Source organism: Pantoea sp. B623, assembly GCF_024814475.1.
Classification (GTDB): domain Bacteria; phylum Pseudomonadota; class Gammaproteobacteria; order Enterobacterales; family Enterobacteriaceae; genus Pantoea; species Pantoea ananatis.
Window position 1 is genome coordinate 966348 of sequence record NZ_JANUXM010000004.1, and the last position, 16642, is coordinate 982989.

At 53.9% G+C, this 16642-nt stretch carries 17 protein-coding genes; 5 read left to right on the top strand and 12 right to left on the bottom strand.

What is annotated here, in order from left to right; all coding sequences use genetic code 11:
- Positions 1 to 405 precede the first annotated feature (405 nt).
- The 4 genes from NXS97_RS06400 to NXS97_RS06415 all read right to left on the bottom strand — a co-directional run bounded on the left by NXS97_RS06400 (position 406) and on the right by NXS97_RS06415 (position 2888).
- On the bottom strand, positions 406 to 885 hold the full coding sequence (locus NXS97_RS06400; RefSeq protein ID WP_014593293.1) for a YbjN domain-containing protein: 480 nt from the start codon (positions 883 to 885) through the stop codon (positions 406 to 408).
- 86 nt (positions 886 to 971) lie between these two features.
- Positions 972 to 1874: a 30S ribosomal protein S6--L-glutamate ligase gene (gene rimK, locus NXS97_RS06405; protein ID WP_014593292.1), complete on the bottom strand. Its 903-nt coding sequence runs from the start codon at positions 1872 to 1874 to the stop codon at positions 972 to 974.
- A 22-nt stretch (positions 1875 to 1896) separates the two neighbouring features.
- The gene (nfsA, locus tag NXS97_RS06410; protein ID WP_014593291.1) at positions 1897 to 2619 is read right to left on the bottom strand and encodes an oxygen-insensitive NADPH nitroreductase; all 723 of its coding nucleotides are present in this window, start codon (positions 2617 to 2619) and stop codon (positions 1897 to 1899) included.
- An 11-nt stretch (positions 2620 to 2630) separates the two neighbouring features.
- Positions 2631 to 2888 carry a DUF1418 family protein gene (locus tag NXS97_RS06415; RefSeq protein ID WP_116219557.1) on the bottom strand — a complete coding sequence of 86 codons (258 nt, stop codon included), beginning with the start codon at positions 2886 to 2888 and terminating at the stop codon, positions 2631 to 2633.
- A 246-nt stretch (positions 2889 to 3134) separates the two neighbouring features.
- Here NXS97_RS06415 and NXS97_RS06420 point away from each other — a divergent pair, with 246 nt between their 5' ends.
- Positions 3135 to 3398: a GrxA family glutaredoxin gene (locus NXS97_RS06420; protein ID WP_013025197.1), complete on the top strand. Its 264-nt coding sequence runs from the start codon at positions 3135 to 3137 to the stop codon at positions 3396 to 3398.
- A 133-nt stretch (positions 3399 to 3531) separates the two neighbouring features.
- Here NXS97_RS06420 and ybjM read toward each other — a convergent pair whose 3' ends face one another.
- On the bottom strand, positions 3532 to 3897 hold the full coding sequence (gene ybjM / locus NXS97_RS06425) for an inner membrane protein YbjM (protein WP_014606215.1): 366 nt from the start codon (positions 3895 to 3897) through the stop codon (positions 3532 to 3534).
- A gap of 253 nt (positions 3898 to 4150) precedes the next feature.
- Here ybjM and NXS97_RS06430 point away from each other — a divergent pair, with 253 nt between their 5' ends.
- Both NXS97_RS06430 and ybjG read left to right on the top strand, forming a co-directional pair.
- Positions 4151 to 5839 (top strand): aspartate:alanine antiporter, encoded by a 1689-nt coding sequence (locus tag NXS97_RS06430; protein ID WP_024470916.1) that lies wholly within the window; start codon positions 4151 to 4153, stop codon positions 5837 to 5839.
- Between the two features lie 369 nt (positions 5840 to 6208).
- A complete protein-coding gene (gene ybjG, locus NXS97_RS06435; RefSeq protein WP_013025194.1) occupies positions 6209 to 6814 on the top strand; it encodes an undecaprenyl-diphosphate phosphatase in 606 nt (201 codons plus the stop codon).
- 30 nt (positions 6815 to 6844) lie between these two features.
- Here the strand turns inward: ybjG and NXS97_RS06440 are convergent, their stop codons facing one another.
- A complete protein-coding gene (locus NXS97_RS06440; protein ID WP_019106175.1) occupies positions 6845 to 8047 on the bottom strand; it encodes a serine hydrolase in 1203 nt (400 codons plus the stop codon).
- Positions 8048 to 8319: 272 nt separating this feature from the next.
- On the opposite strand from NXS97_RS06440, the gene NXS97_RS06445 reads away from it, so the two are divergent.
- The gene (locus tag NXS97_RS06445; protein WP_014593287.1) at positions 8320 to 8976 is read left to right on the top strand and encodes an HAD family phosphatase; all 657 of its coding nucleotides are present in this window, start codon (positions 8320 to 8322) and stop codon (positions 8974 to 8976) included.
- Position 8977: 1 nt separating this feature from the next.
- Here NXS97_RS06445 and NXS97_RS06450 read toward each other — a convergent pair whose 3' ends face one another.
- Together NXS97_RS06450 and NXS97_RS06455 are read right to left on the bottom strand one after the other, a co-directional pair.
- Positions 8978 to 10114: a PQQ-dependent sugar dehydrogenase gene (locus NXS97_RS06450; protein WP_013025191.1), complete on the bottom strand. Its 1137-nt coding sequence runs from the start codon at positions 10112 to 10114 to the stop codon at positions 8978 to 8980.
- Positions 10115 to 10337: 223 nt separating this feature from the next.
- The gene (locus NXS97_RS06455) at positions 10338 to 10973 is read right to left on the bottom strand and encodes a carbonic anhydrase (protein WP_013025190.1); all 636 of its coding nucleotides are present in this window, start codon (positions 10971 to 10973) and stop codon (positions 10338 to 10340) included.
- 376 nt (positions 10974 to 11349) lie between these two features.
- Between NXS97_RS06455 and rimO the strand changes: the two genes are divergently transcribed.
- Positions 11350 to 12678: a 30S ribosomal protein S12 methylthiotransferase RimO gene (gene rimO, locus NXS97_RS06460; RefSeq protein WP_013025189.1), complete on the top strand. Its 1329-nt coding sequence runs from the start codon at positions 11350 to 11352 to the stop codon at positions 12676 to 12678.
- On the opposite strand, the gene NXS97_RS06465 is transcribed toward rimO, so the two are convergent.
- The 4 genes from NXS97_RS06465 to gsiB all read right to left on the bottom strand — a co-directional run bounded on the left by NXS97_RS06465 (position 12675) and on the right by gsiB (position 16631).
- Complete coding sequence (locus NXS97_RS06465) at positions 12675 to 13124, bottom strand: DUF4385 domain-containing protein (protein WP_014593286.1); 450 nt, start codon at positions 13122 to 13124, stop codon at positions 12675 to 12677. The two genes, rimO and NXS97_RS06465, sit on opposite strands and share 4 nt — an antisense overlap.
- A complete protein-coding gene (gsiD, locus tag NXS97_RS06470; RefSeq protein ID WP_013025187.1) occupies positions 13121 to 14026 on the bottom strand; it encodes a glutathione ABC transporter permease GsiD in 906 nt (301 codons plus the stop codon). Before gsiD ends, NXS97_RS06465 begins: the two co-directional genes overlap by 4 nt.
- Positions 14026 to 14952, bottom strand: a complete 927-nt coding sequence (gene gsiC, locus NXS97_RS06475) for a glutathione ABC transporter permease GsiC (RefSeq protein ID WP_014606229.1) — start codon at positions 14950 to 14952, stop codon at positions 14026 to 14028. The genes gsiD and gsiC overlap by 1 nt, the downstream gene beginning before the upstream one ends.
- A 143-nt stretch (positions 14953 to 15095) precedes the next feature.
- Positions 15096 to 16631 (bottom strand): glutathione ABC transporter substrate-binding protein GsiB, encoded by a 1536-nt coding sequence (gsiB, locus tag NXS97_RS06480; RefSeq protein ID WP_013025185.1) that lies wholly within the window; start codon positions 16629 to 16631, stop codon positions 15096 to 15098.
- Positions 16632 to 16642: the final 11 nt, after the last annotated feature.

The following is a 16642-nucleotide window of genomic DNA, read 5'->3' on the forward strand; positions in this document are numbered from 1 at the left end:
GAATCATTATTCAGTGGACGTTTAATAGTAAAAACCTATACCTGCGCGGCAATCTAAGGCTTGTCGCCGCCCCGCAAGCATAGCCCCCCCGTTAAGGGTTCACCAGACCTCAGCGTAAAAAACGCCTGAACTCAATATTTTAGGCATGTTTAAGCTATGAGGTTCGGCTTTTATGGCATAAAGAACGTCATAAATCTGGCAATAAAGGGCTTAATGCAGAATAAAACATTACGGTTATAAATTAATCTATGTCGTTCACAATTGATAATATTAAGAATTACGCGTGCCGGAGACAGGGATCTTTGCGGCTGCATCGGGGGGCGGGAAATAGCGCGGGTCAGCAAGTAGACATTCGCCGGGAATAAAAAAAGCCGTCACGGGTGACGGCTTAATCAGATCCTGTTCTTAGTGCAGAACAGAATGGATGCTGCTGCTTGAGACGTGCTCTTCGTCTTCACCTATCATCAGCAGATTATTGGCAAAGGCTTCCATAATGACCATGGAAATTTCTTCTTCGCTCTGCTTCATAAAATGTGCAAACTGCCCGAAGGTTAACCCGGCAGTGGTCATCATTGACTGACAAACAATAAGCTTAGGCAGGTTGTCATCCTGTATATCGATGAACGCCTTCACCGTGAGCGAACTGGCGTTAATTTGCGATAAGTCACCCACCAGCGGAATAAGCGCCGTCGGTTTTACTTCGGCCAGTGCCGAAAACAGAATGACGTTATCGACCAGGTCGATTTTAGCGTCAAACACCCCGTCGAAGTTTTGCATGTGCGGCAAATGAAGTGCCTGACAAGCATCACATTCAAACCAAGTGATATTTTGCTGATCCAGCCAACGACGCAGCAGGTCGATATCCGGAACGACAAGAGAATCCATTGTAAAATCCCATGGGGTGATAAATAAGCGACCTAGCTTACGGAAAAACGTGGTGAGATTCCACGAAAACCACTGAAAAGCGCGGGTCAACCCGTGGTTTTAGGACGGAGCCCGGGGGTAGCATGCCGTTCAATGTGGTCAATCATCATGCCGGCGATGTCAAGACCGCTTGTGGTTTCAATCCCTTCCAGACCTGGTGAAGCATTCACCTCCATTACCAGCGGGCCGCGCGCCGAGCGCAGAATATCCACCCCCGCGACGTCCAGCCCCAGAACCGCGGCGGCTTTGACTGCCATCTCGCGCTCCTGCTCGCTAATGTCAACCGTGCAGGCTTTGCCGCCGCGATGTAAATTCGAGCGAAAATCGCCCTCTTTCGCCTGGCGCTCAATGGCCGCCACGACCCGATCGCCAATGACCAGACAGCGCACATCGCGTCCGCGCGCTTCCTGAATAAACTCCTGCACTAAAATGTGTGCATTCAGCCCACGAAAGGCATCGATAACGCTTTCTGCCGCCTGGCGCGTCTCTGCCAACACCACGCCGATCCCCTGCGTGCCTTCGACCAGTTTCACCACCAGCGGCGCGCCGCCTACCATGGCGATCAGATCCTGCGTGTCGTCAGGAGAAGAGGCAAATCCCGTTACCGGCATATCAATTCCGTCCCGCGCCAGCAGCTGCAGGGAACGCAATTTGTCACGCGCGCGGGTCACGGCGGCGGATTCATTTAAAGGATAACTGCCGCACATTTCGAACTGGCGTAGCACCGCCGTGCCGTAGAAGGTAATCCCGGTGCCAATGCGCGGAATAACGGCATCGAAGTGCCCCAGCGGCTCGCCACGGTAGTGAATACCGGGCGAGGCGGGGTTGATGTTCATGTAACACGAGAGCGGATCGATGATTTGAACAAAATGACCGCGCTGTTCGGCGACGTCACGTAAACGGCGACAGGAATAGAGCGTTCCATCGCGCGACAGAATGGCCATTTTCATCAATCAAAATCCTTGCGTTAAATTAGCGTGTTGCCCAGCCCTGCTGATGCAGGTAATCCAGCATAAACGGGCGCGTCTCTTTGATGATCAGGCGCTGAATCAACTGGCTCCAGGTTTCGCTACGCTGGTTGCTGTCGCGTTGTTCATAGTAGATCGCCGTGCGGCTATCGTAATCAGCCAGCACCGCAGGATCCACTGGTTGATAACGATTTTCGTGCACCAGCATCGACTGCGGGATGCGCGGTTTAACATCCGGTATGGATTCAGGATAGCCAAGACAGAAACCAAACAGCGGCAGCACAAATTTTGGCAGGCCCAGCAGTTCGGTAACCTGAGCGATATTATTACGAATGCCGCCAATAAAGACGCCGCCCAGCCCCAGGGATTCCGCTGCCACCATGGCATTTTGCGCCATCAGCGCCGTATCCACACAGCCCAGCAGCAGCTGTTCTGCCCGGCCTAACTGGGCATCAGGGCAGATTTGCAGGTGACGATTAAAGTCAGCGCAAAATACCCAAAACTCCGCCGCCTCGGCCACCCATGTCTGACCGCCCGTCAGGGTAACCAGTTGGTCACGTAACGCCGGATCGGTGATGCGTACAATAGATGAGCACTGCAAAAAGCTGGATGTGGACGCCGATTGGGCCGCAGCAATAATCGCCTCACGCTGTTCAGCACTCACCTTTTGATCCGTAAAAGAACGGATGGAACGGTGGCTGCATAATAAATCGATAGTCGGTGTCATAAAATCTCCAGCTAATTATCTTTTTTTTCAGAAAGGTTGAACAACTGCGGCGCAAGTGCTTTGGCACAGCGCCACATCAATAGCCAGGCGGCAGGTAACATCAGCAAAATGCCAATAATAAACAGTGCGGTCGCCAGGCGCGTGCTCCCGGCACCGGCAGGCAGTGCGGGTAACCACTCGTTAACGACCAGCAGCGCGCTCGCGATAAGTACGCCGCCCAGCGCCTCCATTGCCAGTATGGTCTTGGGCAATTTTGCGACATTCCGCATGGTTTCCTCCTGCCTCAGGGCTGACTGAGTCTCAATTATGGATAACATCCTTAAAATTGCCCATCAGCGGTTTCGGAGAGTGCCATTGCAGAGCACCGGGCCCGGCTTTGCGACGTCATAGGATGCGGGCATCAGACTAACAGGTAAATCCTGCTTTCTTTAAGCACGACGAGCGGGCATCATTACCGGCTTTCCAGACTTTGTCGTGTGATCGTCATCACACACTGACCTCGCAAGGAGTTCTCAATGATTGCTGTTATTTTTGGTCGTCCCGGCTGCCCTTACTGTGTTCGGGCGAAAGAACTGGCGGATAAGCTGCAGGCCGGGCGTGACGATTTCAATTACCAGTATGTTGATATTCAGGCGGAAGGCATCACTAAAGCCGATCTGGAAGCCAGTGCAGGTAAACCTGTCAGCACCGTACCGCAGATTTTTCTGGATGAGCAGCATATTGGTGGCTACACCGAATTCGCCGCCTGGACAAAAGAGAATCTGGGATTTGTTGCCTGAGCAACGGATGTATCAGAACTGACGTCCTGAAAAGTGCGCGCTGGCGTGATGCCAGCCGCGCCTTGATGATCGGTTAAGCCAGCCCCCGCGTGCGTTAACGCGACAACGGCAGAATGCAGCTCAACACAGTAGCCTAACGCTTTGACGCCGCGATCAGTCGCAGCAACCGCACCAGCAATGCCCCGCATCCCGCCCAGAACATACCGCTCATGCTCCAGACAGCAATATAATTCCAGCTGGCACTCCCGGCAAACACGCTATGTAGCAGCAGCGCAGCCAGCACCGTTCCAGTAAACGCCATCACCAGCGTGCTTTTTAGCGGCGCCTCCCGCTGCATGAGCGCCATGACGGCACCCGGCAGTAAAAAAAGCAGCAATTCAGGCTGGCTGTGTAGCGTCTGCGTGCCTGACAGCCGGAAATCCTGGGTAAACATAAACACGACACAATAAAACACGCCACCTGATACGCAGGTTGCCCAGAAATAATAACGCTGCGGCATAACTCCCCACTCATTAAAAACATGCCAAAACTTCGCCTTTGACCTTGCCGAGCCTGGTGGAAATAAAAAGAAACAGTCGTTTTGAGAACGAATGAAAGTCGCCAATGGCTGAGAATGATTTTTCTGATTAGAATATTGGCCGCGTTACCTTTTCAGACATCAGTGATAGCTGGAGGTAATCTTACGGCCTGCTCAAGATAGCGAAAAACAGGCCTCTCTTCAATAGGTTACAAGTAAACAAGAAGTTAAAATGTTGAATGTTAACATCGCAGAATTGTTAAGAGGTAATGACATTCTGTTATTATTTTTCGTACTGGCACTGGGACTTTGCCTGGGAAAATTACGTTTTGGCTCGATACAACTCGGAAATTCCATTGGCGTATTAGTGGTTTCATTATTATTAGGTCAGCAACACTTCTCGATGAATACGGATGCCCTGAGCCTGGGTTTCATGTTGTTTATTTTCTGCGTCGGCATTGAAGCAGGCCCCAACTTTTTTTCCATTTTCTTTCGGGATGGCAAAAATTATTTCATGCTCGCCATTGTGATGGTGGTCAGCGCCCTGCTGCTGGCCCTGGGATTCGGCAAGCTTTTTGGCTGGGACATCGGCCTGACCGCAGGCGTACTGGCCGGCTCCATGACGTCCACGCCGGTCCTGGTTGGCGCGGGTGATACGCTGCGCCAGAGCATCAGCGATCCCAGACAGCTGAGCATCATGCAGGATCAACTCAGCCTGGGTTATGCCGTAACCTATCTTGTCGGGTTAGTCAGCCTGATTTTCGGCGCACGCTATCTGCCCCGTTTACAACATCAGGACTTACCCACCTGCGCCCAGCAGATTGCGCGCGAACGCGGTCTTGACGCTGACAGCCAGCGCAAAGTGTTTCTGCCGGTGATTCGCGCTTACCGCGTCGGCCCGGAACTGGTGGCGTGGAGCGGCGGCAAAAACTTGCGTGAGCTCGGTATATACCGGCAGACCGGCTGCTATATCGAACGAATTCGCCGCAATGGCATCCTTGCCAGCCCGGATGGTGATGCGGTGCTGCAACTGGGGGATGATATTTCCCTGGTGGGCTATCCGGATGCCCACGCGCGCCTGGATGCCAGCTTTCGTAACGGCAAAGAAGTTTTTGACCGCGATCTGCTGGATATGCGGATTGTGACGGAAGAGATCGTGGTGAAAAACCACAATGCCGTCAACAAACGGCTAAGCAAACTCAACCTTACCGATCACGGCTGCTTTCTCAACCGCGTGATTCGCAGCCAGATCGAGATGCCTATTGATGACAACATCATGCTGAACAAAGGTGATGTGTTGCAGGTCAGCGGCGAAGCACGACGGGTGAAGAGCGTAGCGGATCGCATCGGCTTTGTGGCGATTCACAGTCAGATGACCGACCTGCTGGCATTCTGTGCTTTTTTTATCATCGGTCTGATGGTCGGGTTAATTACGTTCCAGTTCAGCAACTTTAGCTTTGGCATCGGTAACGCCGCAGGGTTGTTGTTTGCCGGCATTATGCTGGGCTTCCTGCGCGCTAACCATCCTACCTTTGGCTATATTCCGCAGGGTGCGCTGACGATGGTGAAAGAGTTCGGGCTGATGGTATTCATGGCGGGCGTCGGGCTGAGCGCCGGCAGCGGTATCGACCACGGTATATCGGGTAACGGCGCGCTGATGCTCTTGTGCGGCCTGCTGGTCAGCCTGTTACCGGTGGTGATTTGCTACCTGTTTGGCGCCTATGTTCTGCGCATGAACCGCGCGCTGCTGTTTGGCGCCATTATGGGTGCACGCACCTGCGCGCCAGCCATGGAGATAATCAGCGACACGGCTCGCAGTAACATCCCGGCACTCGGCTACGCCGGGACCTATGCTATCGCGAACGTTTTGCTGACGCTGGCGGGAACATTAATCGTTATTATCTGGCCGTTATTGCCCTTATAAAATTTTTTTACTGACGTCCAGAACTTTTTTTCCCGACCACAGTCTGAATAAGTGCCACTGCTTTTCTTTGAAATCCCCAAATTGTGGAGCCCGCTGGTCTTTTTCCCAGCGGGTTTTTTTATGCCTTTCTCCTGCCCGCCCTGCCTGGACACTAAAACATCATTAAACTTAAACCGTTTTGCAACCTTAACGCAGATTAAGAACCTTGTGATGGACTCTCCGACCGTCTGCACGCAGGATAGGCAGCTTATTTTGTTAGCAGTATGTGCTAGCAGATGCGACAGACTCAATCCGGTTTCGCTCGTTGGCTTAAGCCCTTTTTCCCGGATTGAGAGAATCTGAACATCAGTAAGAGGAACCGATCCCGTAATGGAAGAATTGAACCGCACCCTGTTTATGGCAATTAACGCAACACCGGATTCGCCTCACTGGTTATTGCAGCTTGCCATCTTCATCGCCAGAGACTTAATCGCCATCGTTCCGCTGCTGATTGTGGCACTGTGGCTGTGGGGACCGCGCGATCGGGTTGCCTCACAACGTGTGCTGGTATTAAAAACCGGCATTGCGCTGCTGTACGCGCTCGCCATCTCCTGGTGCGTTGGGCAGCTGTTACCGCATCCGCGCCCTTTCGCGATCAATTTTGGTCATCAGTTTCTTGCGCACGCGGCCGATGACTCCTATCCCAGCGATCACGGCACCACGATTTTCACCTTTGCGCTGGCTTTCCTGTTCTGGCATCGGCTCTGGTCGGGCATCATTCTGATGGTGGTCGCCACCGCAATCGCCTGGTCCCGTGTTTACCTTGGGGTTCACTGGCCAATGGATATGCTGGGCGGTTTTCTGGTGGGAATGCTGGGTTGCCTGGCGTCACACCTTGCCTGGCAACTGTATGGCGAACGCCTGCTCAATATCATCAACCCGCTCTATCGGGCGCTGTTCGCTTTACCGATTCGTAAAGGCTGGACACAAGGTTAAAAAAAAGGGACGCCACGGCGTCCCCTGTTTTTAGCTGAACCACTTCCCGAACCAGCCATTAAATTTCATCATGACGAAATCAATGATGCGGCTGAAGAAGCCGCCTTCCGGCACATCCTGCAGCACCACCAGCGGACGTTGTTCGATCGTTTTACCGTCCAGCTGAAAATCAATGGTGCCCACGACCTGATTTTTCTTCAACGGCGCCTCAAGCTGCGGCGATGTCAGGCTGTAGCTGGCTTTGAGGTTTTTCATCTGCCCTTTAGGAATGGTCAGTGCCGCGTCTTTTTCCACGCCCAGGTTGACCTGATTGTGTTCGCCAAACCAGACGCGCTGCTGGGCAAAAGGCGCACCCGCTTTAATTGGGGTCACGGTTTCAAAGAAGCGGAAGCCCCACGTCAGTAATTTTTCACTTTCCCGGAAGCGAATGGCATCGCTGGCGGTGCCCAGCACAACCGAGATCAGTCGCATATCGCCTTCGGTGGCTGAAGCGACCAGATTATTTCCCGCGCCAGAAGTGTGGCCGGTTTTAATCCCATCCACCTTCAGATTGCTGCTCCAGAGCAGACGGTTGCGGTTCATCTGACGAATATTGTTAAAGGTAAACTCTTTTTCCTTGTTCAGGGCGTACTCTTCCGGCACATCCCGAATCAGCGCCTGCCCAATCAGCGCCATGTCCCGCGCGGTGCTGTACTGTCCGTCGGCATCCAGACCATGCACCGTCATAAAGTGGGTGTTTTTCAGGCCAAGCGCTTTCACATAGTTATTCATCAGACCGATAAAGGAATCCTGACTGCCGGCAACATAGTCTGCCAGCGCGATGCAGGCATCGTTCCCGGACTGGATCACAATCCCTTTGTTCAGCTCATGCACCGGGATACGATCGCCGGGCTTCAGAAACATCAGAGAAGAGCCCCGCAGTTTAGGATTGCCGGTAGCCCAGGCATCCTGCCCCACTGTTACCATGTCGTCAGGTTTAATTTTGCCGGATTTGATTGCCTGGCCAACCACATAGCTGGTCATCATTTTTGTCAGGCTGGCGGGATCGAGTCGCTGATCGGCATTGGATTCGGTCAGCACTTTGCCGCTGGCGTAGTCAATTAAAATCCAGGCTTTGGCGTCAATTTGAGGGGCGGCCGGTGCCTGTTCCGCGAAAACAGCCATCGGCACAACGAGTAGCAAAGAGGTTGCAGCAATACGCCGCAGGTGAGATGAAAAGCAAGTATTTGTCATGGGCTTGGCCGGATTGTCCTTAGTAAAACGAGAGTCAAAGGCTTAACACCTTCTGTGAGAACGCTACCCGCTGGCGTCAATGAAAAAAACCGCTTAATCGTAAAGTTTTATAGATTTTAGTAGATTAACCCTGGCAAGCGTGCCGCGCGCGTGCCATTTTCCCTCACGAATGTCGCACATAAAAATGCGCTAAATTCTGATTTTTTAATCAGAAAGTTAAGGCCGTCACAAAACTGGGTTACCCTGACTTTATTCAATTGAGGAGAACCCCTATGGATCTAGCCCTGTTTGATCTGGACGAAACGCTGATTAGTGAGGACAGTACCGGCCTGTGGCTACGCTGGCTGGTCTCACAAGGCTTTGCCTCTAGTGACCTGATTGATGAAGAACAGGAATTAATGCGTCAATATTATGCCGGGACGCTGTCGATTGATGAGTACATGCATAAAACCCTTTCCCCGCTGACCGGCATGGCGACGATGACGGTGGAAGGATGGGTTCGACGCTTTATCCACCGTGATATCATGCCGCGCGTTTACCCGGAAGCCCGGGCGCGGCTTGACTGGCATCAGGCGCGCGGTGACAGAATTATCGTGATCTCCGCCAGCGGCGAACATCTGGTGAATCCTATCGCCAGCCAGCTCGGTGCCTGCGGGGCCCTGGCCATTGGTGTCGAAGTGGTGGACGAACGTTACAGCGGCAACACCTACGGCACCCTGACGTTTCAGCATGGCAAAGTGAAGCGGGTAGAAGAATGGAAAGCCGCGCGCCCTGCCGAAACCTACGCGCACACCTGGGCTTACAGTGATTCCATGAACGACCTGCCCATGCTGGCGCAGGCCGACTATGCACACGTAATTAATCCGGCGGAACCGCTGTTACAGGAAGCCGAAAAGCGCGGCTGGCAGGTCTGCCACTGGGCTCGCTGAGTTAACCGCGGGACGCGCTGGCGTCCTGCGTCAACCCAACCCTGAGCAATTTACCGTTAGCCTCATCCGTCAGTAAATAGAGATAGCCATCGGGCCCCTGACGGACATCGCGGATCCGCTCATTGCGCCCGTCCAGCAACCGTTGTTCTTCGACGACCTTCTCGCCGTTGATATGCAACCGAATCAGGTTCTTCTCTTTCAGCGCGCCAATAAACAGCGAATTTTTCCACTGTGGAAAACGTGCGCTGTTATAAAACGCCATACCGCTGATCGCTGGCGAGACTTTCCAGTAAAACGCCGGCTGTTCCGTGCCTGCCACATGCGTGCCTTTGGATTCCGGCACCTTACTGCCGTTGTAATCAATGCCGTAGGTTGCCAGCGGCCAGCCATAATTTTTGCCCTTCTGAATAATATTTACCTCATCGCCACCGCGGGGACCATGCTCACTTTCCCACATCACCTGAGTCCAGGGATTCAGTGCCAGCCCCTGAGGATTGCGTAAACCATAGGCCCAGATTTCGGGGCGCGCGCCGGGTTTATTGACGAAGGGATTATCGTTTGGCACGCTGCCGTCCGCGTTCAGGCGCAGCAGCTTGCCCTGAAGTTTATCGAGGTCCTGTGCGGCACTGCTGACAAAGTTGTCGCCAAAGGCAATCCATAAAAAGCCCTGACGATCGAAGGCCAGCCGGGTGCCGATATTATTGCCACTTGAGAGGCGCGGCGTTTGCTGAATCACCTCATGAAAATCGGTTAACTGGCGGTTATCAGGGCTGAGTTTGCCGTAGCCCACTACGGCGCCCGCCTTGCCGTTGCTGTCCGCTTCGGTATAGCTGAGCCAGACGCGGCGGCTCTGGGCAAAATCGGGGGCCAGCACCACGTCCAGCAGTCCGCTCTGACGCTGCGCCCAGACCTTTGGCACGCCCTGAATCGGTTCGGACAAGCCGCTGTCAGGCCGCCAGCTGCGCAGTTGGCCGGATCGTTCAGTAATCAGCAACGTCTGATTATCGGGCAAAAACGCCACAGACCAGGGGTGATCCAGCTTATCCTGAAGCACCTCAACCTTAAGGTCACTCGCCCACAGCGGGCTGGAAAAGAGTAATGCGCCACTCAATAACAACGGGGTCGGAATACGAACCATAGTCTTCTCCTGACAGCGTGCAGTGCTGTTAAGCGTAGTCAGACCGTCTGGAATGCAGTAAAGGATTTACAAAAGATTAAACAAGGCGTTGGCAGCAGGATGGGCAATGGCATGCGCTGGGAAAACCGACCGAAAAGGGATCGTGAAGAGAAAAGAAGAGACCGCCCGAAAAGTGATCGTGAAGAGAAGAGACCGCCCGCAGTAAGATAGCGGGCGGAAGCGGTTATTCGAAACAGGTATCGGGATTTTCCGCCAGTGAGATAAACTCTTTACCGCCTGGCGTCAGCGCCAGAATCGTACCGCTCTCAATATCGTACACCCAGCCGTGCAGGCGCAGCTTGCCCTGACGTAACCCGACCGAAACTGACGGGTGGGTTTTCATGTTGTTCAGCTGGGCAATCACGTTTTCCTGCACCATTTCGTTGAGCTTCTTCTCAGGCGAATCGTATTCACGCTGCTCAACCACCGCTTTTGCCGCATCGGCATAACGCAGCCAGTGCTCGACGGCTGGCATAGAATCCATACAGGCACAGGAGGCGATAGCGTTCATCGCGCCACAGTTTGAGTGACCACAGATAATGATGTCAGAAACCCCCAGCGCCATTACGGCATACTCAATTGTCGCTGACACGCCGCCCGGTTCCGGACCAAAAGAGGGCACAATGTTGCCCGCATTACGGATGACGAACAGCTGTCCGGGTTCCTGCTGAGTAACGAGTTCCGGCACCAGACGGCTGTCTGAGCAAGAGATAAACAGCGCTTTTGGATTCTGATTAGATGCCAGACTTTTAAAAAGCGCCTTTCTTTCGGGAAAGACTGTCTGCTGAAAACTCAGAAACCCGTTGATGATCTCTTTCATTATTTTGCTCTCACATTGTCCACGTCATGATCTGAAGAAACGACGCCTTCAGTACTGGTTAAGCGATTCATTATTAATGAAAACAAGCAAATATCAACTTAGAATGTGACCAAAATCGCTGTCGTAAAGTTAAAGATGTTTAATATTTATCCACCTGATTATTCGGTGTTTATTAGAAATTCTTTTACACAACGGTGAGTTACTGACTTTCGGTTGCCCTCGTGTTCTGCCGTCCGACCCCGGGCGATGGGTGCAGACCTTTACGGGTTTTTGCGTTACTTTACGCTTAACTAATCCCTTACAGATAACGCTACAATTTTCATCACAACACAGGTAAAATCGCGCGCCATTGCTGTGCTGAACCGGAAACCACCTTATGTCCACTACCAATACACTGCCGCCGCGCGTCGGATTTGTCTCGCTCGGCTGTCCAAAAAACCTTGTCGACTCAGAGCGCATCCTGACGGAACTGCGCACCGAGGGTTATGAGGTGGTACCACGCTATGACGATGCTGAAATCGTTATTGTTAACACCTGCGGATTTATCGACAGCGCCGTCCAGGAATCTCTGGAAGCGATCGGTGAAGCCCTGAACGAAAACGGTAAGGTCATCGTGACCGGCTGTCTGGGCGCCAAAGTCGATCAAATTCGTGAGGTGCATCCGAAGGTGCTGGAGATTACAGGTCCACACAGCTATGAACAGGTGCTGTCGCATGTGCATCGCTACGTGCCTAAGCCGCAGCACAACCCGTTCCTGAGCCTGGTGCCGGAACAGGGCGTGAAGCTGACGCCGCGCCATTACGCCTACCTGAAGATTTCTGAAGGCTGTAACCATCGCTGCACCTTCTGCATTATTCCTTCGATGCGTGGCGATCTCGACAGCCGTGCCATTGGTGAAGTACTGGATGAAGCGAAACGTCTGGTTGAAGCTGGAGTGAAAGAGTTGCTGGTGATTTCACAGGATACCTCGGCCTATGGCGTGGACGTGAAGCACCGGACGGGCTTCTGGAACGGTGCGCCGGTAAAAACCAGCATGGTCAGCCTGTGTGAGCAGTTAGCCAAACTCGGCGTCTGGGTCCGCCTGCATTACGTCTATCCGTATCCCCACGTTGATGACGTTATTCCGCTGATGGCTGAAGGCAAAATTCTGCCGTATCTCGATATTCCGTTACAGCATGCCAGCCCACGCATTCTTAAACTGATGAAACGTCCTGGCGCAGTAGAACGGACGCTGGAGCGCATTAAGCGCTGGCGTGAAATCTGCCCTGAGTTAACCCTGCGCTCAACCTTTATCGTTGGCTTCCCCGGTGAAACCGAAGAAGACTTCCAGATGCTGCTGGACTTCATTAAAGAAGCCCGTCTGGATCGCGTAGGCTGTTTCCAGTACAGCCCGGTCGAAGGCGCGACGGCGAACCAGTTGCCCGATCCGGTTGATGAAGCTGTTAAGCAAGAGCGTTACGACCGCTTTATGCAGTTGCAGCAGCAGATCTCTGCTGAACGCCTGCAGGAAAAAGTGGGACGCGAAATCATGGTCATCATTGATGAGGTCGATGAAGAAGGTGCGATTGGTCGTAGCATGGCTGATGCGCCAGAAATCGACGGCGCCGTTTACCTGAACGGCGAGAGCAACGTTAAGCCGGGTGATGTCCTGCGCGTGAAGGTGGAACACGCAGACGAATACGATTTGTGGGCCAGCCGCGCTTAACCGTACTTCTGCTGGTGCGCTTTTTTGCGCGCCAGGTAGTCATCATCAGCACGTAGCTTGTCCCAGTATGCTTTGAAAATGGCCGCCGCAGCGGCCTTTTCTTCGTCCCTGCCCCAGGGCAATTCCTTGCCCTGGGCATCGTATTTCCGTCCGCCCTTGTGGTTGCTGTAGCGACGCGCGCGGGTATAACCCATCTGGATAAATTTGCGTGCCATGTCCATGCCGACAAAATCATCCTGCTGGCGATAGGCTTCGAACAGCGCCATGATTTCTTCTGCCGAAGCTTTGGCAACCTCAACGGTACGAAAACGCCAGTGCGGTAAGATCTCGCCCTTATAAGGCTGGACCATGAGCACGCCCTGCTCTCCGCGCCCCACCTGATAACGCTCAGGCTGCTTGCGAAAATCGATGGTGCTGAAGTCCTGGTCATAATCAAAAGGTTTCATGTCTTAAGTTTAGGATCAAGTGCGTCACGTAGCCCGTCGCCAAGCAAATTAAAGGCTAAAACCGTAAAAAAAATGGCCAGCGCCGGAAAAATCGCCACATGCGGCGCTATGACCATATCGGCCCGCGCTTCGTTGAGCATGGCACCCCACTCCGGCGTGGGCGGTTGCGCGCCCAGTCCCAAAAATGACAGGCTTGCCGCCGTGATAATCGAGGTACCGATGCGCATAGTGAAGTACACCACAATGGACGATACCGTCCCTGGCAACAGGTGGCGCAGGATAATCGTCCAGTCGGATGCCCCGATGCTGCGTGCAGACTCGATATAGGTTTGATGTTTCAGCACCAGCGTATTGCCGCGCACCAGACGGGCAAACGCTGGAATACTGAAGATCGCCACGGCGATAATCACGTTGCTGATACCGGTGCCCATAATGGCCACCACGGCAATGGCGAGCAGAATACCGGGAAAGGCAAACAGGACGTCACAAACGCGCATGGTTATCCTGTCCCACCAGCCTTCGTAGTAGCCCGCCAGCAGGCCCGCCAGGGTGCCGATAAACGCGCCTATTGCCACGGAGACAAAACCGGCAATCAGCGAAATTCGGGTGCCCACGAGTACGCGGCTGAAAATATCGCGGCCCAGTGAGTCCACGCCAAACCAGTGCATCAGGGACGGCCCGTCATTCAGGCGGTCATAGTCAAAATAATTTTCAGCGTCGAACGGCGCAATGGCCGGTGCCGTAAATGCCAACACAATCAGCACCAGCACGAAGAGACCGGCCAACAACGCCACGGGCTGATGGCGAAAGCGCCGCCAGAACTCGCGCCACGGTGTTCTCACCCGGTTGCCGTTTAACAGCGGCATACTTTTTAATGCCGCTTCCCGTCGCCAGTTTTTCATCAGGTGTCCTTAAAGCGAATCGCCGGGTTAATGACGGCATATAACATATCGACAAACAGGTTAATCAGGATAAACTCCAGCGAAAACAGCAGCACCTCCGCCTGAATGACCGGATAGTCACGCATCTGCACTGAATCCACCAGCAGACGCCCCAGCCCCGGCCAGTTGAACACCACCTCCACCACAATCGACCCGCCCAGCAGGAAACCAAACTGCAGGCCCATCATGGTCACTACCGGAATCATGGCATTCCGTAATCCGTGTTTAATCACCACGCCGGATTCACGCACGCCTTTCGCGCGCGCGGTGCGCATGTAATCTTCCTGCATCACCTCAACAAAAGAGGCCCGGGTAAAACGCGCCATGACGGCGGCGACGGCCGCCCCCAGGGTAACGGAAGGCAAAATGTAGTGCTGCCAGCTATCGGCTCCCACCGTGGGTAGCCAGCCCAGCTGGACAGAAAACACCTGCATCAGCAGCATGCCAAGGGCAAACGCCGGAAAGGAAATGCCCGAAACCGCCAGCGTCATGCCCAGGCGGTCCGGCCAGCGATTGCGCCACACCGCAGAAACAATGCCAATCGCCATTCCCAGGATCACCGCCCATACCATACTAACTAAGGTCAGCCATAAGGTTGGCATAAAGCGGGTGGCGATTTCCTGTGAAACCGGCCGCCTCGACACCAGCGACTGGCCAAAATCCCCCTGTAGGGCATTGACGACAAAGTGCCAGAACTGCAGTGGCAACGGTTGATCCAGCCCCAACTCCTGGCGTACCAGCGCGACGACGGAGGCATCGGCTTCCTGGCCGGCAATCAGGCGTGCGGGATCCCCTGGCAGTAAGTGCACAAACATAAACACCAGCACCGCCACGATAAACAGCGTGGGAATCAGGCCCAGCAGTCGTTTCAGAAAATAGTTAAACATGTCAGATCCTACACAGCCGCCAGCCGTCGCGGCTGGCCTGCCCGCCCGCTTCAGCACACACGGCAAAAGCGGGCATTACACGGCCCGCTCAGGTTTGGCTGTGGGCCGTGCCCCCTCGCGTCAACCTGAACGGGTCCGCCGGGTTACTTCAGCTCGGCATCGTCAAAACTAAATGAGGTATCCGGCATCATATAAAAGCCACTCAGGTTTTTGCTGTGGGCTGAAACCAACTGCTCCACCACCAGTGGAATCCAGGGATGATCGTTCCAGATCGTATCCTGCGCATCTTTGTAGAGTTCGGCTTTTTGCTTGCTGTCGGTGGTTTTCAACGCATCGGCCAGATCCTTATCGACTTTCGGATTGCTGTAGAAGGCAGTATTAAAGATCGCTGGCGGCCAGGCGGTCGTGGCAAACAGCGGCGTTAATGCCCAGTCAGCTTCCCCGGTGGAGGCAGACCAGCCGGTATAAAACATGCGTACGCCGCTCTCTTTCTGACCTTTGCCCTCCACTTCCGCCGCGCGCTGTCCCGCATCCATGGCGGTAACCTTCACCTTAACGCCCACCTGTGCCAGCTGCTGCTGCACAAACTGCAGAACTTTCTGTGCCGTACTGTGGTTGTGAGAGGACCAGAGCGTGGTTTCAAACCCGTTCGGATAGCCGGCTTCTTTCAGCAACGCTTTTGCTTTGGCAGGATCATAGGGAATGGGCGGATAGGTTTGAGCGTACTCAATCGATGGCGGCACAATACCCGTAGCCGGTGTGGCATAACCGGCAAACGCGACTTTGACCAGGGCCTGACGATTAATCGCGTATTCCAGCGCCTCACGCACCTTGGGATTATCGAAAGGCTTTTGTGTCACGTTCAGGCTGATATAGCGCTGCATGATCGAGGGCGAGACCACCACGTCAAGCTTGCTGTTTTTCTCCAGCAGTTTGGCCTGCTCGTAGGGCACCGGGAAAGCAAAGTTCGCCTCGCCCGTTTGCAGCATGGCCGCACGGGTGTTGTTATCCACCACCGGACGCCACGTAATACTGTCGAGTTTTGGATAGCCCTTCTTCCAGTAGCCATCCCATTTTTTTACCTTAACGAAGTCGGTCTGGTTCCAGGTGACGAATTCAAACGGCCCGGTTCCCACCGGATGGAACCCAATCTCCTTACCATATTTTTTCAACGCAGCGGGCGAGATCATCGCGGCGGCCGGGTGCGCCAGAATATTGATAAAGGCCGAGAAAGGCTGTTTGAGCGTGATTTTCACCGTCACAGGATCGACGGCTTCCGTGCTGGCGATATATTTGAACAGGTTATAGCGTTTCAGATGATTATCGGGATTACTGGCACGGTCGAGGTTGGCCTTCACCGCCTCGGCATTAAAGTCGGTGCCATCCTGAAACTTCACGCCGGAGTGCAGTTTAATCGTATAGGTCAGACCATCCTCGCTCACCTGGTAGCTGTCCGCCAGGACGTTGATGCGCTTCATGTCTTTATCAAAGCCGAACAGCCCCTGATAGAACGACTTTGCGACCGCCTGCGACAGCGTATCGTTAGCGTCGTAGGGATCGAGGGTGGTGAAATTAGAGGCCACGGCAATGACTGCATCCTGTGCGGCCCAGGCGGGTAACGCCATTGCACTGCTGAGTACGCCCGCTGCCAGTAAGCCTTTTCGCATCGTTATCTGCATTGTCTTCTCCT

Bases quoted from the DNA above. Each gene is read 5' to 3' on its own strand.
- NXS97_RS06415 (WP_116219557.1), bottom strand. From the start codon at position 2,888: ATGCGGAATGTCGCAAAATTGCCCAAGACCATACTGGCAATGGAGGCG.
- nfsA (WP_014593291.1), bottom strand. From the start codon at position 2,619: ATGACACCGACTATCGATTTATTATGCAGCCACCGTTCCATCCGTTCT.
- rimO (WP_013025189.1), top strand. From the start codon at position 11,350: ATGTCCACTACCAATACACTGCCGCCGCGCGTCGGATTTGTCTCGCTC.
- NXS97_RS06465 (WP_014593286.1), bottom strand. From the start codon at position 13,124: ATGAAACCTTTTGATTATGACCAGGACTTCAGCACCATCGATTTTCGC.
- NXS97_RS06440 (WP_019106175.1), bottom strand. From the start codon at position 8,047: ATGACAAATACTTGCTTTTCATCTCACCTGCGGCGTATTGCTGCAACC.
- rimK (WP_014593292.1), bottom strand. From the start codon at position 1,874: ATGAAAATGGCCATTCTGTCGCGCGATGGAACGCTCTATTCCTGTCGC.
- NXS97_RS06445 (WP_014593287.1), top strand. From the start codon at position 8,320: ATGGATCTAGCCCTGTTTGATCTGGACGAAACGCTGATTAGTGAGGAC.
- ybjM (WP_014606215.1), bottom strand. From the start codon at position 3,897: ATGCCGCAGCGTTATTATTTCTGGGCAACCTGCGTATCAGGTGGCGTG.
- gsiD (WP_013025187.1), bottom strand. From the start codon at position 14,026: ATGAAAAACTGGCGACGGGAAGCGGCATTAAAAAGTATGCCGCTGTTA.
- gsiC (WP_014606229.1), bottom strand. From the start codon at position 14,952: ATGTTTAACTATTTTCTGAAACGACTGCTGGGCCTGATTCCCACGCTG.
- NXS97_RS06450 (WP_013025191.1), bottom strand. From the start codon at position 10,114: ATGGTTCGTATTCCGACCCCGTTGTTATTGAGTGGCGCATTACTCTTT.
- gsiB (WP_013025185.1), bottom strand. From the start codon at position 16,631: ATGCAGATAACGATGCGAAAAGGCTTACTGGCAGCGGGCGTACTCAGC.
- NXS97_RS06420 (WP_013025197.1), top strand. From the start codon at position 3,135: ATGATTGCTGTTATTTTTGGTCGTCCCGGCTGCCCTTACTGTGTTCGG.
- NXS97_RS06400 (WP_014593293.1), bottom strand. From the start codon at position 885: ATGGATTCTCTTGTCGTTCCGGATATCGACCTGCTGCGTCGTTGGCTG.
- NXS97_RS06455 (WP_013025190.1), bottom strand. From the start codon at position 10,973: ATGAAAGAGATCATCAACGGGTTTCTGAGTTTTCAGCAGACAGTCTTT.
- ybjG (WP_013025194.1), top strand. From the start codon at position 6,209: ATGGAAGAATTGAACCGCACCCTGTTTATGGCAATTAACGCAACACCG.